Annotated in this window: 30 protein-coding genes; 29 read left to right on the plus strand and 1 reads right to left on the minus strand. The window is 62.3% G+C overall.

The annotated features are described in order from the left end of the window. Positions 1–28 precede the first annotated feature (28 nt). The 7 genes from QFZ57_RS10685 to QFZ57_RS10715 all read left to right on the plus strand — a co-directional run bounded on the left by QFZ57_RS10685 (position 29) and on the right by QFZ57_RS10715 (position 10,400). A complete protein-coding gene (locus tag QFZ57_RS10685; RefSeq protein ID WP_306900127.1) occupies positions 29–3,928 on the plus strand; it encodes a DNA-directed RNA polymerase subunit beta' in 3,900 nt (1,299 codons plus the stop codon). Between the two features lie 404 nt (positions 3,929–4,332). Beyond that, entirely contained in the window at positions 4,333–4,707 is a 375-nt protein-coding gene (rpsL, locus tag QFZ57_RS10690; protein ID WP_011692814.1) for a 30S ribosomal protein S12, read from the plus strand. Between the two features lies 1 nt (position 4,708). Further along, the gene (rpsG, locus tag QFZ57_RS10695) at positions 4,709–5,179 is read left to right on the plus strand and encodes a 30S ribosomal protein S7 (RefSeq protein ID WP_003803829.1); all 471 of its coding nucleotides are present in this window, start codon (positions 4,709–4,711) and stop codon (positions 5,177–5,179) included. Between the two features lie 69 nt (positions 5,180–5,248). Further along, positions 5,249–7,363: an elongation factor G gene (gene fusA / locus QFZ57_RS10700; RefSeq protein WP_306630424.1), complete on the plus strand. Its 2,115-nt coding sequence runs from the start codon at positions 5,249–5,251 to the stop codon at positions 7,361–7,363. 260 nt (positions 7,364–7,623) lie between these two features. Further along, entirely contained in the window at positions 7,624–8,814 is a 1,191-nt protein-coding gene (gene tuf, locus QFZ57_RS10705) for an elongation factor Tu (RefSeq protein ID WP_305941806.1), read from the plus strand. Positions 8,815–8,915: 101 nt separating this feature from the next. Further along, positions 8,916–9,041 carry a hypothetical protein gene (locus QFZ57_RS10710; protein WP_306900132.1) on the plus strand — a complete coding sequence of 42 codons (126 nt, stop codon included), beginning with the start codon at positions 8,916–8,918 and terminating at the stop codon, positions 9,039–9,041. 108 nt (positions 9,042–9,149) lie between these two features. Further along, complete coding sequence (locus QFZ57_RS10715) at positions 9,150–10,400, plus strand: Nramp family divalent metal transporter (RefSeq protein WP_306900134.1); 1,251 nt, start codon at positions 9,150–9,152, stop codon at positions 10,398–10,400. Positions 10,401–10,419: 19 nt separating this feature from the next. On the opposite strand, the gene QFZ57_RS10720 is transcribed toward QFZ57_RS10715, so the two are convergent. After that, a complete protein-coding gene (locus QFZ57_RS10720; RefSeq protein WP_306900136.1) occupies positions 10,420–11,856 on the minus strand; it encodes a GH1 family beta-glucosidase in 1,437 nt (478 codons plus the stop codon). 394 nt (positions 11,857–12,250) lie between these two features. Between QFZ57_RS10720 and rpsJ the strand changes: the two genes are divergently transcribed. From rpsJ to QFZ57_RS10830, 22 genes are all read left to right on the plus strand, one after another. Next, positions 12,251–12,559 carry a 30S ribosomal protein S10 gene (rpsJ, locus tag QFZ57_RS10725; RefSeq protein WP_003803825.1) on the plus strand — a complete coding sequence of 103 codons (309 nt, stop codon included), beginning with the start codon at positions 12,251–12,253 and terminating at the stop codon, positions 12,557–12,559. A 17-nt stretch (positions 12,560–12,576) separates the two neighbouring features. Beyond that, positions 12,577–13,227 carry a 50S ribosomal protein L3 gene (gene rplC, locus QFZ57_RS10730; protein ID WP_306630428.1) on the plus strand — a complete coding sequence of 217 codons (651 nt, stop codon included), beginning with the start codon at positions 12,577–12,579 and terminating at the stop codon, positions 13,225–13,227. Between the two features lie 4 nt (positions 13,228–13,231). Then, positions 13,232–13,852 carry a 50S ribosomal protein L4 gene (gene rplD / locus QFZ57_RS10735; protein ID WP_306630429.1) on the plus strand — a complete coding sequence of 207 codons (621 nt, stop codon included), beginning with the start codon at positions 13,232–13,234 and terminating at the stop codon, positions 13,850–13,852. Further along, positions 13,849–14,154: a 50S ribosomal protein L23 gene (rplW, locus tag QFZ57_RS10740; protein ID WP_011692807.1), complete on the plus strand. Its 306-nt coding sequence runs from the start codon at positions 13,849–13,851 to the stop codon at positions 14,152–14,154. The genes rplD and rplW overlap by 4 nt, the downstream gene beginning before the upstream one ends. 29 nt (positions 14,155–14,183) lie before the next feature. Further along, positions 14,184–15,023: a 50S ribosomal protein L2 gene (gene rplB / locus QFZ57_RS10745; RefSeq protein ID WP_026264302.1), complete on the plus strand. Its 840-nt coding sequence runs from the start codon at positions 14,184–14,186 to the stop codon at positions 15,021–15,023. Between the two features lie 12 nt (positions 15,024–15,035). After that, positions 15,036–15,317 (plus strand): 30S ribosomal protein S19, encoded by a 282-nt coding sequence (gene rpsS, locus QFZ57_RS10750; RefSeq protein WP_003803803.1) that lies wholly within the window; start codon positions 15,036–15,038, stop codon positions 15,315–15,317. A gap of 38 nt (positions 15,318–15,355) precedes the next feature. Next, on the plus strand, positions 15,356–15,721 hold the full coding sequence (gene rplV / locus QFZ57_RS10755; protein ID WP_009358304.1) for a 50S ribosomal protein L22: 366 nt from the start codon (positions 15,356–15,358) through the stop codon (positions 15,719–15,721). Continuing rightward, on the plus strand, positions 15,722–16,570 hold the full coding sequence (gene rpsC, locus QFZ57_RS10760) for a 30S ribosomal protein S3 (protein ID WP_306900142.1): 849 nt from the start codon (positions 15,722–15,724) through the stop codon (positions 16,568–16,570). Further along, on the plus strand, positions 16,571–16,987 hold the full coding sequence (rplP, locus tag QFZ57_RS10765; protein WP_015937848.1) for a 50S ribosomal protein L16: 417 nt from the start codon (positions 16,571–16,573) through the stop codon (positions 16,985–16,987). A gap of 2 nt (positions 16,988–16,989) precedes the next feature. Further along, positions 16,990–17,319 (plus strand): 50S ribosomal protein L29, encoded by a 330-nt coding sequence (rpmC, locus tag QFZ57_RS10770; protein WP_163161897.1) that lies wholly within the window; start codon positions 16,990–16,992, stop codon positions 17,317–17,319. Further along, entirely contained in the window at positions 17,316–17,621 is a 306-nt protein-coding gene (rpsQ, locus tag QFZ57_RS10775) for a 30S ribosomal protein S17 (protein ID WP_306630431.1), read from the plus strand. The genes rpmC and rpsQ overlap by 4 nt, the downstream gene beginning before the upstream one ends. Before the next feature lie 499 nt (positions 17,622–18,120). Continuing rightward, the gene (gene rplN / locus QFZ57_RS10780; RefSeq protein ID WP_003803789.1) at positions 18,121–18,489 is read left to right on the plus strand and encodes a 50S ribosomal protein L14; all 369 of its coding nucleotides are present in this window, start codon (positions 18,121–18,123) and stop codon (positions 18,487–18,489) included. Positions 18,490–18,492: 3 nt separating this feature from the next. After that, a complete protein-coding gene (gene rplX, locus QFZ57_RS10785) occupies positions 18,493–18,855 on the plus strand; it encodes a 50S ribosomal protein L24 (RefSeq protein WP_142032009.1) in 363 nt (120 codons plus the stop codon). Beyond that, the gene (gene rplE, locus QFZ57_RS10790; protein WP_306630432.1) at positions 18,855–19,436 is read left to right on the plus strand and encodes a 50S ribosomal protein L5; all 582 of its coding nucleotides are present in this window, start codon (positions 18,855–18,857) and stop codon (positions 19,434–19,436) included. Before rplX ends, rplE begins: the two co-directional genes overlap by 1 nt. 82 nt (positions 19,437–19,518) lie before the next feature. Next, positions 19,519–19,917 carry a 30S ribosomal protein S8 gene (rpsH, locus tag QFZ57_RS10795; protein ID WP_015937843.1) on the plus strand — a complete coding sequence of 133 codons (399 nt, stop codon included), beginning with the start codon at positions 19,519–19,521 and terminating at the stop codon, positions 19,915–19,917. A gap of 18 nt (positions 19,918–19,935) precedes the next feature. Beyond that, a complete protein-coding gene (rplF, locus tag QFZ57_RS10800; protein WP_306630433.1) occupies positions 19,936–20,472 on the plus strand; it encodes a 50S ribosomal protein L6 in 537 nt (178 codons plus the stop codon). A 2-nt stretch (positions 20,473–20,474) separates the two neighbouring features. Further along, complete coding sequence (gene rplR / locus QFZ57_RS10805) at positions 20,475–20,858, plus strand: 50S ribosomal protein L18 (RefSeq protein WP_306630434.1); 384 nt, start codon at positions 20,475–20,477, stop codon at positions 20,856–20,858. Further along, a complete protein-coding gene (gene rpsE, locus QFZ57_RS10810) occupies positions 20,855–21,571 on the plus strand; it encodes a 30S ribosomal protein S5 (protein ID WP_306630435.1) in 717 nt (238 codons plus the stop codon). Before rplR ends, rpsE begins: the two co-directional genes overlap by 4 nt. A gap of 2 nt (positions 21,572–21,573) precedes the next feature. After that, positions 21,574–21,780 (plus strand): 50S ribosomal protein L30, encoded by a 207-nt coding sequence (gene rpmD, locus QFZ57_RS10815; protein WP_056626615.1) that lies wholly within the window; start codon positions 21,574–21,576, stop codon positions 21,778–21,780. Beyond that, positions 21,781–22,266 (plus strand): 50S ribosomal protein L15, encoded by a 486-nt coding sequence (rplO, locus tag QFZ57_RS10820; protein WP_056334273.1) that lies wholly within the window; start codon positions 21,781–21,783, stop codon positions 22,264–22,266. 209 nt (positions 22,267–22,475) lie between these two features. After that, the gene (gene secY / locus QFZ57_RS10825; RefSeq protein ID WP_306630437.1) at positions 22,476–23,786 is read left to right on the plus strand and encodes a preprotein translocase subunit SecY; all 1,311 of its coding nucleotides are present in this window, start codon (positions 22,476–22,478) and stop codon (positions 23,784–23,786) included. Positions 23,787–23,791: 5 nt separating this feature from the next. After that, positions 23,792–24,361: an adenylate kinase gene (locus QFZ57_RS10830; RefSeq protein ID WP_306630438.1), complete on the plus strand. Its 570-nt coding sequence runs from the start codon at positions 23,792–23,794 to the stop codon at positions 24,359–24,361. Positions 24,362–24,413 lie beyond the last annotated feature (52 nt).

Raw genomic sequence — 24,413 nt, forward strand, 5'->3', positions numbered from 1 at the left:
TTAGAGAACAAGAGAGAACAGGGACCATATGTCCAGCGAATCCTCCTTCGGCCTCATGCAGATCGGCCTCGCCACCGCGGAAGACATCCGCGGCTGGTCTTACGGCGAGGTTAAGAAGCCGGAAACCATCAACTACCGCACGCTCAAGCCTGAGAAGGACGGCCTCTTCTGCGAGAAGATCTTCGGCCCGTCCCGGGACTGGGAATGCTACTGCGGTAAGTACAAGCGCGTGCGCTTCAAGGGCATCATCTGTGAGCGTTGTGGCGTTGAGGTCACCCGCGCAAAGGTCCGCCGCGAGCGCATGGGCCACATCGAACTGGCCGCACCCGTCACGCACATCTGGTACTTCAAGGGCGTTCCCTCCCGCCTGGGCTACCTCCTTGACCTGGCACCGAAGGACCTCGAAAAGGTCATCTACTTCGCCGCCTACATGATCACCAGCGTTGACGAAGCCGCCCGCCACGAGGAACTGCCCAACCTGCAGGTTGAGCACGACATCGAGAAGAAGCAGCTGATCGACAACCGCGACTCCGACATCGCGGCGATCGCCCGCGACCTCGAAGGCGAGATTGCCCGCCTTGAGGGCGAAGGCGCAAAGGCTGCCGACAAGAAGAAGGCACGCGACTCCGCCGACCGCCAGATGGCCAACGTGCGCAAGCGCGCCGACGCGGACATCGAACGCCTCGAACAGGTCTGGGACCGCTTCAAGAACCTCAAGGTCGCAGACCTCGAAGGTGACGAAGGACTGTACCGCGAGCTGCGCGACCGCTACGGCATGTACTTCGAAGGTTCCATGGGTGCCGAAGCCATTAAGAAGCGCCTTGAAACCTTCGACATGCAGGCCGAGTCGGACCTGCTGCGCGACATCATCGCCAACGGCAAGGGCCAGCGCAAGACCCGTGCCCTCAAGCGCCTGAAGGTGGTCAACGCGTTCCTGACCACCAACAACAGCCCGCTTGGCATGGTCCTCGACGCCGTTCCGGTGATCCCGCCGGAACTGCGCCCCATGGTCCAGCTGGACGGTGGCCGCTTCGCGACCTCCGACCTCAACGACCTGTACCGCCGCGTGATCAACCGCAACAACCGCCTCAAGCGCCTGCTTGACCTGGGTGCTCCGGAGATCATCGTCAACAACGAGAAGCGCATGCTTCAGGAAGCTGTTGACAGCCTCTTCGACAACGGCCGCCGCGGCCGTCCCGTCACAGGACCCGGCAACCGCCCCCTGAAGTCCCTGAGCGACATGCTCAAGGGCAAGCAGGGCCGCTTCCGCCAGAACCTCCTCGGCAAGCGCGTCGACTACTCCGGCCGTTCGGTCATCGTCGTCGGCCCGCAGCTGAAGCTGCACCAGTGCGGCCTGCCCAAGCAGATGGCCCTGGAGCTCTTCAAGCCGTTCGTGATGAAGCGCCTGGTTGACCTCAACCACGCCCAGAACATCAAGTCGGCAAAGCGCATGGTCGAGCGTTACCGTCCGCAGGTCTGGGACGTGCTGGAAGAGATCATCACCGAACACCCGGTGCTGCTCAACCGTGCACCTACCCTGCACCGCCTGGGCATCCAGGCCTTCGAGCCGCAGCTCGTTGAAGGCAAGGCAATCCAGCTGCACCCGCTGGTTTGTGGCGCCTTCAACGCCGACTTCGACGGTGACCAGATGGCAGTGCACCTGCCGCTGAGCCCCGAGGCGCAGGCTGAAGCCCGCATCCTGATGCTGTCCTCGAACAACATCCTGAAGCCCTCCGACGGACGCCCGGTTACCCTGCCTTCGCAGGATATGATCATCGGCCTCTACCACTTGACCACCAAGCGCAAGGGGTCAGCCGGCGAAGGCCGCATCTTCGGCTCGGTTGCGGAAGCCATCATGGCGTTCGATGCCCGCGAGCTGCACCTGAACTCGCAGGTCAAGATCCGTCTCGAAGGCTTCGTGCCCTACGCCGGCTGGGAAGCTCCGGAAGGCTGGGAGCCGGGTCAGCCCGCTCTCGTCGAGACCTCCCTGGGCCAGGTCCTCTTCAACGAGACCCTGCCCGAGGACTACCCGTGGGTTGAGGCTGTTGCCGACAAGGGCGAACTGTCCCGCATCGTCAACGACCTCGCCGAGCGCTACCCGAAGGTTGTCACCGCGGCGACGCTGGACAACCTGAAGGATGCCGGTTTCTACTGGGCCACCCGGTCAGGCGTCACCGTCGCCATCTCCGACATCGAGGTTCCGGCTGCAAAGCCGCAGATCCTCGCAGGTTACGAGGAGCGGGCCGCCAAGATCCAGGGCCAGTACGACAAGGGCCTGATCGACGACGACGAGCGTCGCCAGGAACTCATCGAGATCTGGAACAAGGCAACCAACGAAATCGCCCAGGCAATGCGTGACAGCCTGTCGCCGATGAACACCATCAACCGCATGGTGTCCTCCGGTGCTCGTGGTAACTGGATGCAGGTCCGCCAGATCGCGGGTATCCGTGGCCTGGTGGCCAACCCGAAGGGTGAAATCATCCCGCGTCCCATCAAGTCCTCCTACCGCGAGGGCCTGTCGGTGCTGGAATACTTCATCGCCACGCACGGCGCCCGTAAGGGTCTGGCTGACACCGCGCTGCGTACCGCCAACTCGGGTTACCTGACCCGTCGCCTGGTGGACGTCTCGCAGGACGTCATCGTCCGCGAAGAGGACTGCGGCACCGAGCGTGGCCTGGTCACGCCCATCGCCGTCGCCGATTCCAACGGTGAGCTGGTCCTGGACGAGAACGTCGAGAACAGCGCCTACGCACGGACGCTTGCGGTCGACGTCGTGGACTCCGAGGGCAACGTCCTCGCAGCCGCCGGCACCGACTGCGGCGACGTGGTGATCGCCGAGCTCTTCAAGGCAGGCATTACCGAGGTCAAGGTCCGCTCCGTACTCACCTGTGAGTCCAGCGTCGGCACCTGCGCCCTGTGCTACGGCCGTTCGCTGGCCACCGGCAAGACCGTGGACATCGGCGAGGCCGTGGGCATCATCGCCGCACAGTCCATCGGTGAGCCCGGTACCCAGCTGACCATGCGTACGTTCCACACCGGTGGTGCAGTCTCCGCCAGTGGTGGCGACGACATCACCCAGGGTCTGCCCCGTATCCAGGAGCTCTTCGAAGCCCGTACTCCGAAGGGTGTCGCCCCGATTGCTGAAGCAGCCGGCCGCATCACCATCGAAGAGTCCGAGCGCCAGATGCGCCTGGTCATCACTCCTGATGACGGAACGGAAGAGATCGCTTACCCGGTCCTGCGCCGTTCACGCCTGCTGATCGAAGACGGCGACCACGTCTCCGTTGGCCAGAAGCTGATCAACGGCCCCGTGGACCCCAAGCAGGTCCTGCGCATCATGGGTCCGCGTGCGGCACAGAAGTTCCTGGTGGACGAGGTCCAGGGCGTGTACCGCAGCCAGGGCATCGGTATCCACGACAAGCACGTCGAGGTTATCGTCCGCCAGATGCTGCGCCGCGTCACGGTCATCGAGTCCGGCGAATCGGACCTGCTGCCCGGCGAGCTCGCCGAGCGCAGCCGCTTCGAGGACGCCAACCGCCGTGTTGTGTCCGAGGGTAAGACTCCGGCTTCCGGACGTCCTGAACTCATGGGCATTACCAAGGCGTCGCTGGCCACCGAGTCCTGGCTGTCCGCAGCTTCCTTCCAGGAGACCACCCGCGTCCTGACGCAGGCGGCCATGGAAGGCAAGAGCGATCCGCTGCTGGGCCTGAAGGAAAACGTCATCATCGGTAAGCTGATCCCGGCCGGCACGGGCCTCCCGCGCTACACCGAGGTCACCGTCGAGCCCACTGAGGAAGCAAAGGCCAACCTGTTCACCGGCCCCAGCGCGTTCAGTGACTTCTCGTACGACACCCTGGGCGGTGACGGAGCTCCCGAGTTCCACGCCATCCCGCTGGATGACTACGACCTGGGTAACGACTTCCGGTAACGGACAGGGCGGGCCCCTATGTGTCGCGTTCGGCGCCACGTAGGGACCTGCCGCCCTGTCCTTGGCAAGGCCCCGTTTCCCCTCCGCCTGAAGTTTTGGCGAAGGCGAGGCGGGGCCTTTCGCATACACCCAATTAAGCCGCAGGATCAAGCCGTGCTAGACTTTTAGTAATTGTTTGTGTGGCAGTGGATGAAGGCCGCCGCAGCATCATTTTGGTTTTGTTCTCATGATGTTGGGTGTGAGCTTGTTTCCGGGTTGCGGGCTAGGTGCGCAACGAATGCCACGCTTTTGCACGCCCACGTTCGATTCAAGACGTCGAGGCTGCAGGAACAACGCCAAATCGGTGCAGTGACGGTTGACGCCGCGATGCGCCGGTAGAGATCAAACCAACGGAGAACACGAGAGTGCCTACGATTAACCAGCTGGTCCGCAAGGGCCGCACGCCGAAGGTCAAAAAGACCAAGGCTCCCGCCCTGAACGGCAGCCCCATGCGCCGCGGTGTCTGCACCCGCGTTTACACCACCACTCCGAAGAAGCCGAACTCGGCTCTGCGTAAGGTGGCACGTGTGCGCCTCAACGGCGGCGTGGAAGTTACTGCCTACATCCCCGGTGTTGGTCACAACCTGCAGGAGCACTCGATTGTGCTCGTTCGCGGTGGTCGTGTGAAGGACCTTCCGGGTGTCCGCTACAAGATCGTCCGTGGCGCCCTTGATACCCAGGGTGTAAAGAACCGTAAGCAGGCCCGCAGCCGCTACGGCGCAAAGATGGAGAAGAAGTAATATGCCTCGCAAGGGTCCGGCCCCCAAGCGGCCGCTCGTTTCGGATCCGGTCTACGGTTCCCCGCTGGTAACCCAGCTCATCAACAAGGTACTCGTTGACGGCAAGAAGTCCACGGCAGAGCGCATCGTGTACGGTGCACTCGAAGGTGCACGCGCCAAGTCCGGCGGCGACCCCGTTGCAGCCCTGAAGAAGGCCATGGACAACGTCAAGCCTTCGCTTGAGGTTCGCTCCCGCCGTGTCGGTGGCGCCACCTACCAGGTTCCGGTTGAGGTCAAGCCGGGCCGCTCCACCGCACTCGCCCTGCGCTGGCTGGTTGGCTACTCCAAGGCCCGCCGTGAGAAGACGATGACCGAACGCCTCCAGAACGAAATCCTGGATGCCTCCAATGGTCTCGGTGCCGCTGTGAAGCGTCGCGAAGACACCCACAAGATGGCCGAGTCCAACAAGGCCTTCGCACACTACCGCTGGTAATACTCCCCGGGCGCCGCCGGCTCAACCGAGTCGGCGGCGAACGCGTAGTCCATCCCAAAAGGAGACCCCGTGGCACAGGACGTGCTTACCGACCTTAGTAAGGTCCGCAACATCGGCATCATGGCCCATATTGATGCCGGCAAGACCACCACAACCGAGCGCATCCTGTTCTACACGGGTGTGAACCACAAGATCGGCGAAACGCACGACGGCGCTTCGACGACTGACTGGATGGAACAGGAAAAGGAACGCGGCATCACCATCACGTCTGCCGCCGTGACCTGCTTCTGGGAAAACAACCAGATCAACATCATCGACACCCCCGGCCACGTTGACTTCACGGTTGAGGTTGAGCGCTCCCTGCGCGTCCTCGACGGTGCCGTCGCCGTCTTCGACGGCAAGGAAGGCGTTGAGCCGCAGTCTGAGACCGTTTGGCGCCAGGCTGACAAGTACAACGTTCCGCGCATCTGCTTCGTCAACAAGATGGACAAGCTCGGTGCCGACTTCTACTTCACCGTAGACACCATCATCAGCCGCCTCGGTGCCAAGCCGCTGGTCATGCAGCTGCCCATCGGTGCCGAGAACGACTTCATCGGCGTCGTGGACCTGCTCTACATGCGCGCACTGGTGTGGCCCGGCGATGCCAAGGGTGACGTCACCATGGGTGCGAAGTACGAGATCCGCGAGATCCCGGCCGACCTCCAGGAGAAGGCTGAAGAGTACCGCGCGAACCTCGTTGAGACCGTCGCCGAGTCCTCTGAAGAACTCATGGACAAGTACCTTGAGGGCGAAGAGATCTCGGTCGACGAGCTCAAGGCCGGCATCCGCAAGATGACGATCAACTCCGAGCTGTACCCGATCTTCTGCGGTTCCGCCTTCAAGAACCGTGGCGTCCAGCCCATGCTCGATGCAGTTGTGGACTACCTGCCGAACCCCCTCGACGTCCCCCCGATGGTCGGCCACGACCCCCGCGACGAAGAGAAGGAACTGACCCGCAAGCCTTCTTCTGAAGAGCCGTTCTCCGCACTGGCCTTCAAGATTGCTGCGCACCCCTTCTTCGGCCAGCTCACCTTCATCCGCGTGTACTCCGGTCACGTTGAAGCAGGCGCACAGGTGGTCAACTCCACCAAGGGCAAGAAGGAGCGCATCGGCAAGCTGTTCCAGATGCACGCCAACAAGGAAATGCCTGTTGAAGGCGCTACCGCCGGCCACATCTATGCAGCCATCGGTCTGAAGGACACCACCACGGGTGACACCCTGTGTGACTCCGCCAACCAGATCGTCCTCGAGTCCATGAGCTTCCCGGAGCCCGTGATCTCGGTTGCCATCGAGCCGAACACCAAGGGTGACCAGGAGAAGCTCTCCACGGCCATCCAGAAGCTCTCCGCTGAGGACCCCACCTTCCAGGTGTCCCTCAACGAAGACACCGGCCAGACCATCATCGCCGGCATGGGCGAACTCCACCTGGACATCCTGGTGGACCGCATGCGCCGCGAGTTCAAGGTCGAAGCCAACGTGGGCAAGCCGCAGGTTGCTTACCGCGAAACCATCAAGCGGGCTGTAGAGCGTCACGACTACACGCACAAGAAGCAGACCGGTGGTTCGGGCCAGTTCGCAAAGATCCAGATTGCGATCGAGCCGCTGGACACCGCTGAAGGCGAGCTGTACGAGTTCGAGAACAAGGTCACTGGTGGCCGCGTTCCCCGCGAGTACATCCCGTCGGTTGACGCCGGTATCCAGGATGCACTGAACGACGGTGTCCTGGCCGGTTACCCGGTTGTCGGCATCAAGGCCACGCTGATTGACGGCGCGTACCACGATGTTGACTCCTCGGAAATGGCGTTCAAGATCGCCGGCCGGATGGCTTTCAAGGAAGCCGCCCGCAAGGCGAACCCTGTCCTGCTTGAACCGCTGATGGACGTCGAGGTCCGCACCCCTGAGGAATACATGGGTGAAGTGATCGGCGACCTGAACTCCCGCCGTGGCCAGATGCAGTCCATGGAGGATGCACAGGGCGTCAAGGTGATCCGCGCGCACGTTCCGCTGTCCGGCATGTTCGGCTACATCGGTGACCTGCGTTCGAAGACCCAGGGCCGTGCTGTGTACTCCATGACGTTCAACAGCTACGCCGAGGTCCCGAAGGCTGTTGCCGACGAGATCATCCAGAAGTCCCGCGGCGAGTAGTCCTCCCGGACTTTCTAAGCGAACACCTCGGTTGAGCTGACCCCCAGCGGACAGCGAAGCCGGTGCAGGTGGCCGGGCCGGCCGGATTTATCCGGCGAACCGGTTTCCGGCCCCTGCACGAACAGGCTCAGGGGATTAGTATTAGTTCCTGAATCTGCGATTTCACCAATCCAAAGCCCCCCAAGTAGACTTACCTGAGTTTCTGCCGCGACAAGCGCGGCTGAAGGGTATGTCATTTGAAAACGTTCTAGGAGGAACCTGTGGCAAAGGCAAAGTTCGAGCGGACTAAGCCGCACGTCAACATCGGCACCATTGGTCACGTTGACCACGGTAAGACGACGCTGACGGCCGCCATTTCCAAGGTGCTGTACGACAAGTACCCGACTCTCAACGAGAAGCGTGACTTCGCGTCGATCGACTCTGCACCCGAAGAGCGTCAGCGCGGCATCACCATCAACATCTCCCACGTTGAGTACCAGACCGAGAAGCGTCACTACGCACACGTTGACGCCCCCGGCCACGCTGACTACATCAAGAACATGATCACCGGTGCTGCCCAGATGGACGGCGCAATCCTCGTGGTTGCTGCTACTGACGGCCCGATGGCACAGACCCGCGAGCACGTTCTGCTTGCCCGCCAGGTTGGTGTTCCCTACCTGCTGGTCGCGCTGAACAAGGCTGACATGGTTGACGACGAGGAACTCCTCGACCTCGTCGAAATGGAAGTTCGTGAGCTCCTGAGCTCGCAGGGCTTCGATGGCGACGAAGCACCGGTTGTTCGCGTTTCCGGCCTGAAGGCCCTGGAAGGCGACCCCGAGTGGGTCAAGTCCGTTGAGGAACTCATGGAGGCCGTGGACAACTCGGTTCCGGACCCCGTACGTGACCGTGACAAGCCGTTCCTGATGCCGATCGAAGACGTCTTCACCATCACCGGCCGTGGCACCGTTGTTACGGGCCGCGCCGAGCGTGGAACCCTCGCCATCAACTCCGAGGTCGAGATCGTCGGCATCCGCCCGGTCCAGAAGACCACGGTTACCGGTATCGAGATGTTCCACAAGCAGCTCGACGAAGCATGGGCCGGCGAGAACTGTGGCCTCCTGCTCCGCGGTCTGAAGCGTGACGATGTCGAGCGTGGCCAGGTTGTCGTCAAGCCGGGTTCCATCACCCCGCACACCGACTTCGAGGCCAACGTCTACATCCTCTCCAAGGACGAAGGCGGACGTCACAACCCGTTCTACTCCAACTACCGCCCGCAGTTCTACTTCCGTACCACGGACGTAACCGGCGTTATCACCCTGCCCGAGGGCACGGAAATGGTTATGCCTGGCGACAACACTGAGATGACCGTTGCGCTCATCCAGCCGATCGCTATGGAAGAGGGCCTCGGCTTCGCAATCCGCGAAGGCGGCCGCACCGTTGGTTCGGGACGCGTTACCAAGATCATCAAGTAATACTTGCTGAACTGAAGGACAGCCCCGCTGCATTCGCAGCGGGGCTGTCCTTTTTCGTTAATGCACCACTGATACTGTTGCAGCACTGAAAGGAGTTCATTATGGGATGGCTTATTTTCCTGATCATCGCGGTTGTCGTGGTAGGCGGGGTGATCTGGGTGAGAAGGAACTTCCGGCACGAGATTGACCGGGCCAAGCGAATCAACAGGGCCAAGAAGAACCAGTAGCGGGCAGCCGCCGGGCCTTCTAGAAGGCCTGCCTTACTCCTACTTTTCGGTATACCTAAATTCGCGGTATCCTCGTCGTATTGACGCCCGCAACGACGAGGACACGTGATGGCTGCTTCAACGATGACGGCGAAATCCGCCAACACCAGGGTCTGGTCCCGCCTGCTGCTGCTCGGGCCGGCATTCGTAGCGGCCATCGCCTACGTGGACCCGGGCAATGTTGCCGCGAACCTCACCGCCGGTGCCAGTTTCGGGTACCTCCTGGTGTGGGTTCTTGTGGCTGCCAATGGCATGGCAGTACTCATCCAGTACCAGTCAGCCAAACTGGGGCTCGCCACCGGCATGAGTCTGCCGGAAATACTCGGCGAGCGCCTGGGCAACCGGCGCCGCCGTGCCTACTGGGTGCAGGCGGAGATCGTTGCCGGGGCCACGGACATGGCCGAAGTCATCGGTGGGGCCGTGGCTCTCAACCTGCTGTTCGGCCTGCCCCTGCTGACGGGCGGAGTCATTATCGGCCTGGCTTCCATGCTGCTGCTGACCCTGCAGTCGCACCGCAGCCAAAAGTCCTTCGAGCTCGCAATCCTCATTTTGCTCGGCGTGATCGCCGTCGGGTTCGTCTCGGGCCTGTTCGTTGCTCCGCCGGACGCCGGCGGCGCCCTGGCCGGACTGGTGCCCCGGTTCGAGGGGACCGACACGGTCCTGCTCGCAGCCAGCATGCTCGGGGCCACCGTCATGCCGCACGCCATCTACCTGCATTCCGCCCTTGCCCGCGACCGCCACGGCTTCTCGGAAGATCCGGCAGTCAGGACGCGGCTGATCCGGGCCACGCGCGTGGATGTCGCCGGCGCCTTGTTGCTTGCCGGCGTCGTCAATATCGCCATGCTGCTGCTGGCGGCTTCCAGCCTTCGCGGCGTGGAGGGGACCGACACCATTGCCGGTGCCCACGCTGCGGTGACGTCCGCGCTCGGGCCGGTTATCGGCGTCGTGTTCGCTGTGGGCCTCCTGGCCTCGGGCCTGGCGTCCACGTCGGTGGGATGCTATGCGGGAGCCACCATCATGGGCGGCCTGTTGAAGGTGCGGATCCCACTCCTGGTCCGCCGGACTGTCACCCTGATTCCCGCGCTGGTGGTCCTGGGCGCCGGCATCGAACCCACGCTGGCTTTGGTCCTGAGCCAGGTCCTCCTGAGTTTTGGCATTCCGTTCGCGCTGATTCCTTTGATCCGGCTCACCGGCAGCCGCAAGGTGATGGGCATCCACACCGACTCCACGCCGCTGCGGATCGCCGGATGGACCAGTGCCACACTGATCGTGGGCCTGAACTGCGTCCTGATCTTCCTTACGGTGCTGGGTCACGGCTGAGCCGCCGCGTCCCGGTGCGCTAGTCCCGCCCGTTGCCCCGCGCCCGGGAAAGCGCCTGCAACCAATAAAAAGACCTCTTGGGTGTCCGCTCCAGTGTCTCGAAGTCCACGTGAACCAGGCCAAAACGCTGCGAGTAGCCTGCGGCCCACTCAAAGTTGTCCATCAGGGTCCACACGTAGTAGCCCCGGAGGTCCACACCCTCCGCTTTGCCGCCCGGAGCGGTGGCGTCAAGGGCTGCCTCCAGATGTGCGGCCAGGTACTCCACCCGGTCGGCGTCCTCCAGTGTGCCGGCAATACGGTCGGGTTCAGGGAAGCTGGCGCCCCCTTCGGTGATGTATACCGGTGGGAGGGCCTGTCCGTACCGGTCCCGCATCTCCTGGAGCAGGATGCCCAGGTGGTCGGGTGCCACTGGCCAGCCGAATCCGGTGCTGTCGTACTCCGGGTAGCCCACCTCGTGGAAGGGCAGCTTGGCGACTTCCTTGTGCATGTCCGCAGGCATCGGGGTAATGCCCGGCCCCAGGGCAACCTTGACAGGGAAGTAATAGTTGAGCCCGTAGAAATCCAGCGGCTGGTGGATGGTCCGGAGGTCGGCGTCGGAGATTTTTCCGATGGACCGCAGCCAGGGCTTCGCGTACAGCGGCAGTGAGGGGTACCGTCCCAACAGGACGGGGTCCGCGTAGATCCTGTTCGCCAGCAGGTCGTAGAGATTAGCCACCAGCCGGTCGCCGATCTTCCGGGTGGCAGGCCGGACGGGCGAGTGGAGGTTGGTCAGTCCGATGCCGCCCACAACTCCGGCCGCGCGCAACGCCTGCACGCCGAGCCCATGTGCCAGGAGTTGGTGGTGGATGGCGGGAAGGGCGTCAAACATCAGCCGGCGGCCGGGTGCGTGCACCCCCAGGGCGTATCCGTTCAGGGTGACCGAGACGGGTTCGTTGAGGGTGACCCACTGCGCCACGCGGTCCCCGAACCGCTCCCCGGCGGCGCTGGCATACTCGCCAAACCGTTCGGCGGTCTCCCGGTTCAGCCAGCCGCCGCGGTGTTCCAGGGGCAACGGGGTGTCCCAGTGGTAGAGGGTGGCCATGGGGGAGATGCCGGCGTCAAGGAGCTGGTCGATCAGGCGGTCGTAGAAGTCCAGGCCCTCGGCATTGAAGTCGCCCCGGCCGTCCGGCTGGATGCGCGGCCAGGAGAGTGAGAACCGGTACGAGTCGACGCCGAGTTCCTTGAGCAGCGCCACATCTTCCGGCAGCCGGTTGTAGTGGTCGCATGCCACGGCGGGGGAGTGGCCGTCCTGGATGGCTCCAGGCTTCTCGGCGAAGGCATCCCACCCCGATGGGCCGCGGCCCCCGGCTTTGAGTGCGCCTTCGATCTGGAACGCCGCCGCTGCGACGCCAAGGGTGAACGACGGCGGCACGCGTCCGGCCAGTTCCGTCACCGATTCAGTGCCTTCCATGGTCATGCCCCTATCATCCTGTGCGTTCCTGTCTGCTGCAATGCCCCTGGGGGACCGGAACGGGGCCGATTCGCATCTACCCCAGTTTTCCGGCATACTAGATGAGTTGTTCAAGCGCTTCTTCGCGTCCCGATCCGGATAATGCCGGGTGCAGGGTCCAAGCTGAAGACCAAACATAACCCACCCCCAAGGAACTGCGGATTTATATGCGCGCCCAGCGCGACACGCCCGACCGCGGGGGTCGGTTACGCCGGCAAGGTGAGGAACCCGGATTCATCCGGATTCAGTTTGTGCGGCGGATGGTGGTTACGACCTCAAATGCTTCGGCAGCCATACAACGAGTAAGTGAACAGGGCAGCCCTAAACGGGGGAAGCACAGACTGAAAGAGAGTCAGGCGACATGGCGGGACAAAAAATCCGCATCCGGCTGAAGTCATACGACCACGAGGTCATTGACGTTTCAGCACGGAAGATCGTTGAGACGGTCACGCGCGCAGGCGCAACGGTAGTCGGCCCCGTGCCGCTGCCTACGGAGAAGAACGTGTACTGCGTGATCCGCTCTCCGCACAAGTACAAGGACAGCCGCGAGCACTTTGAAATGCGCACGCACAAGCGTCTTATCGACATCATCGATCCCACGCCGAAGGCTGTTGACTCGCTCATGCGTCTCGACCTGCCGGCTGACGTGAACATCGAAATCAAGCTGTAGGGAGGTGCTGAGAAACTATGACCGCAACCCGTAACGTAAAGGGCCTGCTGGGCACGAAGCTCGGCATGACCCAGGTCTGGGACGAGAACAACAAGCTCATCCCCGTCACTGTGGTCCAGGCAGACTCGAACGTCATCACCCAGCTGCGCAACGCTGAGACCGATGGCTACGTCGCCGTTCAGATCGGCTACGGCCAGATCGATCCCCGCAAGGTCACCAAGCCGCTGGCTGGTCACTTTGAAAAGGCAGGCGTCACGCCTCGCCGCCACGTCGTCGAACTCCGTACCGCAGATGCTGCCGAGTACGAGCTGGGCCAGGAGCTCTCCGTAGAGCTCTTCGAAGCCGGCCAGAAGATCGACGTCATCGGCACCACCAAGGGTAAGGGCTTCGCCGGTGTTATGAAGCGTCACGGCTTCCACGGCGTTGGCGCTTCCCACGGTGCACACAAGAACCACCGTAAGCCCGGTTCAATCGGTGGCGCATCCACCCCGAGCCGCGTCTTCAAGGGCATGAAAATGGCCGGCCGCATGGGCGCCGTTCGTCACACCACGCTGAACCTCACGGTTCACGGGGTTGACGTCGAGAAGTCGCTGCTCCTGATCAAGGGCGCCGTTCCCGGTGCCCGCGGCCAGGTCGTCTTCGTACGTACCGCCGTGAAGGGAGCCTAGTTCAATGGCTAACACTGTCCAGGTCGACCTGCCTGCAGAGATCTTCGACGTTCAGACCAACGTGCCGCTGCTGCACCAGGTCGTCGTTGCCCAGCTCGCTGCTGCCCGCCAGGGAACCCACAAGACCAAGACCCGCGCTGAAGTTTCCGGTGCAGGCCGCAAGCCGTTCAAGCAGAAGGGCACCGGCCGCGCCCGTCAGGGTTCAATCCGTGCTCCTCACATGACCGGTGGTGGCGTTGTCCACGGTCCCACCCCGCGTGACTACAGCCAGCGGACCCCCAAGAAGATGATTGCTGCTGCACTCCGCGGCGCACTGTCTGACCGGGCCCGCAACGGTCGCATCCACGTTGTCGCAGAACTGGTTGAAGGCACCAAGCCCTCCGCCAAGGCCGCACTGGCAACGCTCCGCGGTGTTTCCGACCGCAAGAACCTGCTGGTCGTCATCGAGCGCGATAACGACGTTGCTGCACTCTCCGTGCGCAACCTCACCGGCGTTCACGTTCTGTACGTAGACCAGCTGAACACCTACGACGTTCTCGTTTCTGATGACGTTGTCTTCACCAAGGCTGCCTACGATGCATTCGTTGCCGCTAAGGCAGCTAAGAACGAGGAGGATGCCAAGTGAGTGCAGCCACCATCAAGGATCCCCGCGACGTCGTGCTTGCACCCGTCGTGTCGGAAAAGAGCTACGGCCTGATCGACGAGGGCAAGTACACCTTCCTGGTGGACCCCCGTTCGAACAAGACCGAGATCAAGCTGGCCGTGGAGAAGATCTTCTCCGTCAAGGTCGAATCGATCAACACCATCAACCGTGCCGGTAAGCGCAAGCGCACCAAATTCGGATGGGGTACCCGCAAGAACACCAAGCGTGCGATTGTCACCCTCAAAGAAGGCACCATCGACATCTTCGGCGGTCCGCTCGCGTAGCGGAGACCACTTTAACGAGGAAATAAATTATGGGAATCCGTAAGTACAAGCCGACTACCCCGGGCCGTCGTGGCTCGAGCGTAGCGGACTTCATCGAAATTACGCGGTCGACGCCGGAAAAGTCGTTGGTACGTCCGCTGCCCAAAAAGGGCGGCCGTAACAACACCGGTAAGATCACCACCCGTCACAAGGGTGGGGGACACAAGCGCCAGTACCGCCTGATCGACTTCCGTCGCCACGACAAGGACGGCGTCAACGCCCGCGTTGCCGAAATCGAGTACGATCCGAACCGCACGGCTCGCATCGCCCTCCTGCACTACGTTGATGGCACCAAGCGTTACATCATCGCACCCAACAAGCTCTCCCAGGGTGACGTTGTTGAGGCAGGTGCCGGTGCTGACATCAAGCCCGGTAACAACCTGCCCCTGCTCAACATCCCGGTGGGTACCGTCATCCACGCAGTGGAGCTGCGTCCGGGCGGCGGCGCCAAGATGGGCCGCTCCGCCGGCGCATCCATCCAGCTTGTTGCCAAGGAAGGCCGCTTCGCCCAGCTGCGTCTGCCTTCCGGTGAAATCCGCAACGTTGACGTGCGCTGCCGCGCAACCGTCGGCGAGGTGGGCAACGCCGAGCAGTCGAACATCAACTGGGGCAAGGCCGGCCGTATGCGGTGGAAGGGCGTTCGCCCGACCGTCCGTGGTGTCGCCATGAACCCGGTTGACCACCCGCACGGTGGTGGCGAGGGTAAGACGTCCGGTGGACGTAACCCCGTCAACCCGAACGGTAAGCGTGAAGGCCGCACCCGCCGCCCCAACAAAGAGAGCGACAAGCTTATTGTGCGTCGCCGTCGTACTGGCAAGAACAAGCGATAGGAGCCTGGACACATGCCACGCAGCCTGAAAAAAGGTCCTTTCGTTGACCAGCACCTCTTTGTGAAGGTAGCCAGGGAAAACGAAAAGGGCACCAAGAACGTCATCAAGACCTGGTCCCGCCGTTCGATGATCATCCCCGACATGCTCGGGCACACGATCGCCGTACACGACGGACGCAAGCACATCCCGGTGTTTGTTACTGAGTCGATGGTCGGGCACAAGCTCGGCGAATTCGCTCCCACGCGGACATTCCGCGGCCATGTCAAGGACGACCGTAAGGGCAAGCGCCGCTAGGCGCCTGCGTTTACGTCAAAGACGAGAGAAGGAAAGCAATGGAAGCCAAGGCAATTGCGCGCCACATCCGCGTAACGCCTATGAAGGCCCGGCGCGTCGTCAACCTTGTTCGTGGATTGCAAGCGAATGAGGCTCTGGCAATTCTGAAGTTTGCCCCGCAGGCAGCTTCGGAGCCGGTATTCAAGGTAGTTCAGTCGGCAATCTCCAACGCCCGGGTCCTCGCGGACCGCGACGGCGTGGCGTTTGACGAAGGCGACCTCATCATCAGCGAAGCGTTTGTTGATGAAGGCCCGACCATGAAGCGGTTCCAGCCGCGTGCCCAGGGTCGTGCATTTCAGATCAAGAAGCGCACCAGCCACATCACCGTGGTAGTCGCTACCCCGGAGAAAGAGGAGGCTCGCTAAGTGGGACAGAAAGTAAACCCGCACGGGTTCCGACTCGGCATCACCACCGATCACGTATCGCACTGGTTCGCTGACAGCACCAAGGCCGGCCAGCGGTACAAGGACTTCGTTCGCGAAGACATCCGCATCCGCCAGCTCATGTCCACGGGCATGGAGCGCGCCGGTATCGCCAAGGTCGAGATCGAGCGCACCCGTGACCGTGTCCGCGTGGACATCCACACGGCCCGTCCCGGCATTGTCATCGGCCGCCGTGGAGCAGAAGCAGACCGCATCCGCGGCGAGCTCGAAAAGCTCACCGGCAAGCAGGTCCAGCTGAACATCCTCGAGGTCAAGAACCCCGAGATGGAAGCCCAGCTTGTGGCCCAGGGCGTTGCAGAGCAGCTGACTTCCCGCGTGGCTTTCCGCCGCGCGATGAAGAAGGCCATGCAGTCCGCACAGCGTGCAGGTGCCAAGGGCATCCGTATCGCCTGCTCGGGCCGCCTGGGTGGCGCTGAAATGTCCCGCTCGGAGTTCTACCGCGAAGGCCGTGTGCCCCTGCACACCCTCCGCGCGAACATCGACTACGGCTTCTACGAAGCCAAGACCACCTTCGGCCGCATTGGCGTGAAGGTCTGGATCTACAAGGGTGACGTCACCGCCAAGGAACTGGCCGCACAGGCCGCCGCGGCACCGTCCCGCGGCCGCTCCGGCGACCGTCCGGGCCGCCCGGGTGGCGCTGACCGCGGTGACCGCGGTGACCGCGGTGACCGCCGTCGTCGCAACGACCGCCCCGCAGCCGACGCAGCTCCTGCTGCCGAGGCACCGGCAGTTGAAGCAGCACCTGCTGCTGTAGAAGGAGGACAGGCTTAAATGCTTATCCCACGTCGAGTCAAGCACCGTAAGCAGCACCACCCGGGTCGTTCCGGCGCTGCCACGGGCGGCACCGAGGTCTCGTTCGGTGAGTGGGGTATCCAGGCTCTAAGCCCGGCATACGTCACCAACCGTCAGATCGAATCTGCCCGTATCGCGATGACCCGCCACATCAAGCGTGGCGGCAAGGTCTGGATCAACATTTACCCGGACCGTCCCCTGACCAAGAAGCCGGCCGAAACCCGCATGGGTTCCGGTAAGGGTTCACCGGAATGGTGGGTCGCCAACGTCAAGCCGGGCCGGGTTCTTTTCGAACTCTCCGGTGTCAATGAAGAGGTAGCTCGCGAGGCCCTGCGCCTGGCAATCCACAAGCTGCCGTTGAAGGCACGCATTGTGCGTCGCGAAGGTGGTGAGTAGAAATGGCAGTAGGATCCAAGGATCTGGCTCCCGCACAGCTGGACGGTTTCGACAACGAGCGTCTCGTTGAAGAACTCCGCAAGGCCAAGGAAGAGCTGTTCAACCTGCGTTTCCAGTCCGCCACCGGACAGCTGGAGAACCACGGTCGCCTGCGTGCAGTAAAGAAGGACATTGCCCGCATCTACACCGTTCTCCGCGAACGCGAGCTGGGCATTCGTGCCGAGGTTGCCGCACCGGTTGTGGAAGCCAAGGAAGAAAAGAAGTCCAAGAAGGCTGCAACCAAGAAGGCCGACAAGGCTGAAACGGTTGAGACCGAGGAGGATGCCAAGTGAGTGAAAAGGACGAGAACGTGACGGAAACTGCTACCGCCGCCAAGGCTGGGCAGCGCGGTTACCGCAAGACGCGTCGCGGCTACGTGGTCTCCGACAAGATGGAAAAAACCATCGTTGTCGAGGTTGAAGACCGCGTGAAGCACGCCCTGTACGGCAAGGTCATCCGCCGTACCTCCAAGGTCAAGGCACACGACGAAGAGAACACCGCCGGCATCGGCGACCTCGTAGTCATCGCCGAGACCCGTCCGCTGTCCGCCACCAAGAACTGGCGGCTCGTGGAAATCCTCGAGAAGGCCAAGTAGCACCTGCTGCTTAGCTGGAAGCCCCTGCTCCCTTCCGGGAGCGGGGGCTTCCTCGTTTAAGGGATGAACCCCGGTTGCCGGCTGCGTCACGGGGAGCAGGCTTTCAAAGCAGCGGACGACGGCGGCGCCTGGGCTGGCGGGGGAGCGGCACCTCTGGTGGGCCGAAAGGCTGCCCTGCGTGACGCCGTCGTCCGTCTTGCGGGGCAGCGGACGGTGGTGATATGGGGACTGGCGGGAAACGTGCTAGGATATTGAGTTTGTATGGCGCCCTCCGCGCGCCATCATCAACCTCGTAAACAAGCGTGCCACAGCATAGTGCCCCTGTGCGCCCGGGATCCGTCCCGGGACCGGATGGGAGCAACTGCTTCGGGCACGGGCGTTTAGGCCTGGTCTGGCAAAATCCAGGCAGGTCAAGAGACACCCCGATCAACCGTTCCGCAAGGCTCATTCCGTAGGAAGATTTTCGGTCTGAGAACCGGCGCGACGCAAGGAGTAAATAGTGATTCAGCAGGAGTCGCGACTCAAGGTCGCCGACAACACGGGTGCTAAGGAAATCCTTACCATTCGCGTTCTCGGTGGATCCGGCCGTCGCTACGCAGGCATCGGTGACGTCATTGTCGCCACCGTCAAGGATGCAATCCCGGGCGGCAACGTAAAGAAGGGCGATGTGGTCAAGGCCGTCATCGTCCGTACCAAGAAGGAACGCCGCCGTGCGGATGGTTCCTACATCAAGTTTGACGAGAACGCAGCTGTGATCCTGAAGAACGACGGTGACCCCCGCGGCACCCGTATCTTCGGACCGGTTGGTCGTGAACTGCGTGACAAGAAGTTCATGAAGATCGTTTCTCTGGCTCCGGAGGTGCTCTAGTCCATGGCTGCAAAGATCAAGAAGGGTGACCTGGTTCAGGTCATCACTGGCGCCAAGGCTGAGCGCGGCGGCGACCGCGGCAAGCAGGGCAAGGTCCTGCGCGTGTTCACCGACACCAACCGCGTGCTGGTTGAGGGTATCAACCGCGTCACCAAGCACACCCGGGTTGGACAGTCGCAGCGCGGCACCAAGACCGGCGGCATCGAGGTCGTAGAGGCCCCGATCCACATTTCCAACGTGGCCCTGGTTGACCCGTCGACCAAGAAGCCGACCCGTGTGGGCTTCCGCCTCGACACCGTGGAGAAGAACGGCGTCCAGAAGACCGTCCGTATCCGCGTGTCCAAGAGCTCCGGGAAGGACATCTAATGACTGAGACTCTCGAGACTCCGGCAACGAAGATCGTTCCTCGTCTGAAGACCAAGTACGCCGAATCCATCAAGGCAGCGCTCCAGGATGAATTCAAGTACCAGAACGTGAACCAGGTACCCCGCCTGGTGAAGGTTGTTGTGAACATGGGTGTTGGAGATGCCGCCAAGGACTCCAAGCTGATTGACGGCGCTGTCCGCGACCTCACCCAGATCACCGGCCAGAAGCCGCAGGTTACCAAGGCCCGCAAGTCGATCGCACAGTTCAAGCTGCGCGAAGGCATGCCCATCGGTGCACACGCAACCCTGCGTGGCGACCGTATGTGGGAATTCGTGGACCGCCTGGTCTCCCTGGCACTGCCCCGTATCCGCGACTTCCGCGGACTCAGCGGCAAGCAGTTCGATGGCAACGGCAACTACACCTTCGGTCTGACCGAACAGGTTATGTTCCACGAAATCGACCAGGACAAGATCGACCGCGTCCGCGGTATGGACATCACGGTTGTGACCACTGCCAAGACCGATGACGAAGGCCGCGCGCTGCTCAAGGCGCTTGGTTTCCCGTTCAAAACCGAAGCTTAATTAACTACGTAAAAGGTCCGGCCGCTCCGCTCCGTCAAGGACGGAACGGCGGAAACCGTTATGAGGAAGGGCATGAGCCCACATGACAATGACAGATCCTGTCGCAGATATGCTTACGCGACTGCGTAACGCAAACTCGGCATACCACGATTCCGTGTCTATGCCTTACAGCAAGCTCAAGGCACGTGTTGCCGACATCCTCAAGGCCGAAGGTTTCATCGCCGGCTGGAAGGAAGAGGACGCTGAGGTTGGCAAGAAGCTGACCCTCGATCTCAAGTTCGGACCGAACCGCGAGCGTTCCATCGCCGGTGTACGCCGCATCTCCAAGCCGGGTCTCCGCGTTTACGCGAAGTCCACCAACCTGCCTCACGTGCTCGGTGGCCTGGGTATCGCAATCCTGTCCACCTCTTCCGGCCTCCTGACTGACAAGCAGGCCGGCAAGAAGGGCGTGGGCGGCGAAGTCCTCGCGTACGTCTGGTAACGGGAAAGGAAGAGAATAATGTCACGTATTGGACGTCTCCCCATCACCGTTCCTGCCGGCGTTGAGGTCAAGGTTGACGGCTCTGTCGTCAGCGTCAAGGGTTCCAAGGGAGAGCTGGCCCACACTGTGGCCAGCCCGATCGAGGTTGCCCTGGACGAGAACACCCTGACCGTCAGCCGCCCGAACGACGAGCGCGCCTCCCGTTCGCTCCACGGCCTGACCCGCACCCTGATCGCCAACATGATCCAGGGCGTTACCGCAGGCTACGAGAAGAAGCTTGAAATCGTCGGTACCGGTTACCGCGTTCAGGCCAAGGGATCTGACCTTGAGTTCGCTCTCGGCTACAGCCACCCGGTCAGCGTTTCAGCTCCGGCCGGCATCACCTTTGCAGTAGAGGGACCGACCAAGCTCTCTGTCTCAGGTATCAATAAGCAGCAGGTCGGCGAAGTTGCTGCCAACATTCGCAAGCTGCGGAAGCCCGACCCGTACAAGGGCAAGGGCATCCGTTACGCCGGCGAAGTCATCCGCCGCAAGGTCGGAAAGGCTGGTAAGTAACCATGGCCATCTCCATTAACAAGAAGCGTACGAACAAAAGCAAGGCCGCTGCCCGCAGCCGCCGCCAGCTTCGTATCCGCAAGCGCATTTCCGGTACGGCTGCCCGCCCCCGCCTGGTGGTCAACCGCTCCGCACGCCACGTATTTGTCCAGGTTGTCGATGACACCATTGGCCAGACCGTAGCAAGCGCGTCCACTCTGGAAGCTGACCTTCGTGCATTCGACGGTGACAAGACTGCCAAGGCCAAGCGCGTTGGCGAGCTCGTTGCCGAACGTGCCAAGGCTGCCGGCGTCGAGGCTGTCGTGTTCGACCGTGGTGGTAACAAGTACCACGGCCGGATTGCCGCCGTCGCTGACGGTGCACGCGAAGGTGGGCTGTCACTGTGACCGAAGCAAACAAGGAAAAGGACACTGTGTCTGCAGATCAGAAGGCGCCCGAAGCCGCAGCTGCTGAGACCACTGCCCCCGCTGCCGAGGACCGCCGTGGTGGCGCCCGTCGCGGCGAGCGTGGCGACCGCGGCCAGGGCCGTGGCGACCGCGGTGGCCGTGGCGGCCGCGACGGTGGCCGTGAAGCCGAGAAGAACCAGTTCGTAGAGCGCGTTGTCACCATCAACCGCGTTTCCAAGGTCGTCAAGGGTGGTCGTCGCTTCAGCTTCACCGCACTGGTCGTCGTTGGTGACGGTAACGGCATGGTCGGCGTGGGCTACGGCAAGGCCAAGGAAGTTCCCGCTGCTATCGCAAAGGGCGTTGAAGAGGCCAAGAAGTCCTTCTTCCGCGTTCCCCGCGTTGGCAGCACCATCCCGCACCGCGTTCAGGGTGAGGCCGCCGCAGGCGTTGTTATGCTGCGTCCGGCTTCCGCCGGTACCGGTGTTATCGCCGGTGGCCCGGTCCGTGCGGTACTGGAGTGCGTGGGTATCCACGACATCCTCTCCAAGTCGCTCGGTTCCTCCAACGCCATCAACATCGTTCACGCGACCGTTGATGCCCTGAAGCGCCTCGAAGAGCCGGCAGCAGTGGCAGCACGCCGCGGCCTGCCCCTCGACGAGATCGCTCCGCCGGCACTGGTGAAGGCCCTCCTCGCCCCGAAGGCAGGTGTCTAGTCATGGCTAAGAACCTGATCCCCTCCGACGCTCAGTTGGAGATCACTCAGATCAAGTCCGCCATTGGCGGCAAGCAGAACCAGCGCGACACCCTTCGGTCCCTCGGCCTGAAGCGGATCGGACACACCGTTGTCCGCACCGCCGATGCCGTGACCGTTGGAATGCTCAACACGGTTCCGCACCTGGTAAAGGTAGAGGAGGCGAAGTAAATGGCAGAGAACACTGCTGATAAGGCACAGGCTGCTGAGAAGCAGAACGCCCTGAAGGTTCACCACCTGCGTCCCGCCCCGGGTGCCAAGACCGCCAAGACCCGTGTTGGTCGTGGTGAGGCATCCAAGGGTAAGACCGCTGGCCGTGGTACCAAGGGTACGGCTGCCCGCTACCAGGTGAAGGCTGGCTTTGCCGGCGGCCAGCTGCCGCTGCACATGCGCCTGCCGAAGCTGCGTGGCTTCAAGAACCCGTTCCGGGTTGAGTTCCAGGTTGTAAACCTGGACAAGCTCAGCGAGCTGTTCCCGGAAGGTGGCGCAGTCACCGTGGAGAACCTGGTCGAAAAGGGTGCCGTTCGCAAGAACCAGCCCGTCAAGGTGCTGGGCACCGGCGACATCACCGTCAAGGTTGACGTCACCGCCCACGCATTCTCGGCCAGTGCCGCCGAAAAGATTGCTGCAGCAGGCGGAAGCACCACCGCCCTCTAAGGGACGGCGCCAGCTGTTGAACTCCCGGTATCCGTGGGCTTCGGCCCCGGATGCCGGGAGTTTTTCACATCCGCCGGGCGAATTTTTCCTGCCTTCCGGCGCATGCGCGCGGGGGCGGATTGTTCGCACGGCACATCGAACCGTTAGACTCGGTTGTCGGGATTTATCAAGTTCCGTCACTCACTCTTATTGACACCACAGGAGGACGCTTGCTTAGCGCATTTGGCCGGGCCTTTCGCACGCCTGATCTGCGACGCAAGTTGTTGTTCACGCTGGGAATCATCACCATATTCCGCTTGGGTGCTTTCATTCCCTCGCCCGGTGTGAACTACCAGAATGTCCAGCAATGCTTGCAGAACGGTCAGACCGCTGGCGGGCTGTACCAGCTCGTCAACCTCTTCAGCGGCGGTGCGCTGCTCCAGGTGTCCATCTTCGCCCTGGGCATCATGCCCTACATCACAGCCAGCATCATCGTTCAACTGCTCCGGGTGGTCATTCCCCGGTTCCAGGAGCTCTACGAAGAGGGCGCGTCGGGCCAGTCCAAGCTGACCCAGTACACCCGATACCTCACCATCGCGCTGGGCCTGCTCAACGCCACCACCCTGGTGTCCCTGGCCCGCTCCGGGCAGCTGCTTCCCGGCTGCCAGTTGCCGATCATCCCGGATTCCAGCATTATCACCACCATCCTGATCATCATCACGCTGACGGCCGGCACCGGCCTGATCATGTGGATGGGCGAGCTCGTCACGGAGAAGGGCGTGGGCAACGGCATGTCGCTGCTCATCTTCACCTCCATTGCGGCCCAGTTCCCCACCTCGCTGGGTGCCATCTGGACCTCGCAGGGCCCCGGAACCTTCTTCCTTGTCCTGGCCGTGGGCCTGCTCACCGTCGCGCTGGTGGTCTTCGTGGAACAGTCGCAGCGGCGCGTTCCGGTCCAGTACGCCAAGCGGATGATCGGCCGGCGCACCGTGGGCGGCACCAGCACCTACATTCCCATCAAGGTGAACATGGCCGGCGTCATTCCGGTGATCTTCGCTTCCTCCATGCTCTACATTCCCGGGCTGATCGCACAGTTCAACCAGCCCCGGAACGGCGAGCCCTTGCAGCCGTGGGTTGAATGGATCAACAACAACCTGACCCGCGGTGACCACCCGATCTACATGGCGGTTTACTTCCTCCTGATCGTGTTCTTCACCTACTTCTACGTCGCGATTACCTTCAACCCTGAAGAAGTCTCAGACAACATGAAGAAGTACGGCGGCTTCATTCCAGGTATCCGCGCCGGCCGGCCGACCGCTGATTACCTGCAGTACGTGCTCTCACGGATCACCCTGCCCGGCGCCCTCTACCTGGGCTTCGTGGCGCTGATCCCGCTGGTGGCGCTGGTACTGATCAACGCAAACCAGAACTTCCCGTTCGGTGGCACCTCGATCCTGATCATGGTGGGCGTTGGGTTGGAGACCGTAAAGCAAATTGATGCGCAGCTACAACAACGTCACTACGAAGGGCTTTTGCGATGACGAGAATGCTGATTATTGGACCTCCCGGTTCCGGAAAAGGAACGCAGGCGGAGCGGATCTCAGAACGCCTCGGCGTGGTCGCCATCTCTACCGGCGACATCTTCCGTGCCAACGTGAAGGGTGAGACCCCGCTCGGCCTCGAGGCCAAGAAGTACATGGACAACGGAGACTTCGTTCCGGACAGCGTGACCAACAAGATGGTCCGCGACCGGCTGGGCGAGTCCGACGTCGAGAACGGCTTCCTGCTGGACGGCTACCCGCGCACCACCGCGCAGGTGGACTACCTTGACGAGATCCTCGCCGACGGCGACGAGAAGCTCGACGTGGTCCTGCAGCTGACCGCCGACGATGAGGAGCTGGTGCACCGCCTTCTGGGCCGGGCCAAGGACACGGGCCGGAGCGACGACAATGAAGCCGTCATCCGCCACCGCCTGGACCTGTACCACGAGCAGACCGAAGCCGTGGTGGCGAAGTACGCCGAGCGCGGCATCCTCACCCAGGTTGACGGGATCGGTCCCATCGACGAAGTAACCAACCGCGTGATGCAGGCTATCAAGGCCGCACAGGCAGCCTAACCAAGGCCACCGGTTTATCGAGGCTCCTCCCGGCATCCGGGAGGAGCCTCAG

The organism is Arthrobacter sp. B1I2 (assembly GCF_030816485.1).
Classification (GTDB): domain Bacteria; phylum Actinomycetota; class Actinomycetes; order Actinomycetales; family Micrococcaceae; genus Arthrobacter.

Coding starts and splice junctions, on each gene's coding strand:
- rplR (WP_306630434.1), top strand. CDS start 20,475: ATGGCCATCTCCATTAACAAGAAGCGTACGAACAAAAGCAAGGCCGCT.
- QFZ57_RS10685 (WP_306900127.1), top strand. CDS start 29: ATGTCCAGCGAATCCTCCTTCGGCCTCATGCAGATCGGCCTCGCCACC.
- rplB (WP_026264302.1), top strand. CDS start 14,184: ATGGGAATCCGTAAGTACAAGCCGACTACCCCGGGCCGTCGTGGCTCG.
- QFZ57_RS10720 (WP_306900136.1), bottom strand. CDS start 11,856: ATGACCATGGAAGGCACTGAATCGGTGACGGAACTGGCCGGACGCGTG.
- rpsH (WP_015937843.1), top strand. CDS start 19,519: ATGACAATGACAGATCCTGTCGCAGATATGCTTACGCGACTGCGTAAC.
- QFZ57_RS10715 (WP_306900134.1), top strand. CDS start 9,150: ATGGCTGCTTCAACGATGACGGCGAAATCCGCCAACACCAGGGTCTGG.
- rplO (WP_056334273.1), top strand. CDS start 21,781: ATGGCAGAGAACACTGCTGATAAGGCACAGGCTGCTGAGAAGCAGAAC.
- rpsG (WP_003803829.1), top strand. CDS start 4,709: ATGCCTCGCAAGGGTCCGGCCCCCAAGCGGCCGCTCGTTTCGGATCCG.
- rpmC (WP_163161897.1), top strand. CDS start 16,990: ATGGCAGTAGGATCCAAGGATCTGGCTCCCGCACAGCTGGACGGTTTC.
- rplX (WP_142032009.1), top strand. CDS start 18,493: ATGGCTGCAAAGATCAAGAAGGGTGACCTGGTTCAGGTCATCACTGGC.
- QFZ57_RS10710 (WP_306900132.1), top strand. CDS start 8,916: ATGGGATGGCTTATTTTCCTGATCATCGCGGTTGTCGTGGTAGGCGGG.
- rplC (WP_306630428.1), top strand. CDS start 12,577: ATGACCGCAACCCGTAACGTAAAGGGCCTGCTGGGCACGAAGCTCGGC.
- rplD (WP_306630429.1), top strand. CDS start 13,232: ATGGCTAACACTGTCCAGGTCGACCTGCCTGCAGAGATCTTCGACGTT.
- rplV (WP_009358304.1), top strand. CDS start 15,356: ATGGAAGCCAAGGCAATTGCGCGCCACATCCGCGTAACGCCTATGAAG.
- rpmD (WP_056626615.1), top strand. CDS start 21,574: ATGGCTAAGAACCTGATCCCCTCCGACGCTCAGTTGGAGATCACTCAG.
- rpsJ (WP_003803825.1), top strand. CDS start 12,251: ATGGCGGGACAAAAAATCCGCATCCGGCTGAAGTCATACGACCACGAG.
- rplE (WP_306630432.1), top strand. CDS start 18,855: ATGACTGAGACTCTCGAGACTCCGGCAACGAAGATCGTTCCTCGTCTG.
- rplF (WP_306630433.1), top strand. CDS start 19,936: ATGTCACGTATTGGACGTCTCCCCATCACCGTTCCTGCCGGCGTTGAG.
- rpsS (WP_003803803.1), top strand. CDS start 15,036: ATGCCACGCAGCCTGAAAAAAGGTCCTTTCGTTGACCAGCACCTCTTT.
- rplP (WP_015937848.1), top strand. CDS start 16,571: ATGCTTATCCCACGTCGAGTCAAGCACCGTAAGCAGCACCACCCGGGT.
- QFZ57_RS10830 (WP_306630438.1), top strand. CDS start 23,792: ATGCTGATTATTGGACCTCCCGGTTCCGGAAAAGGAACGCAGGCGGAG.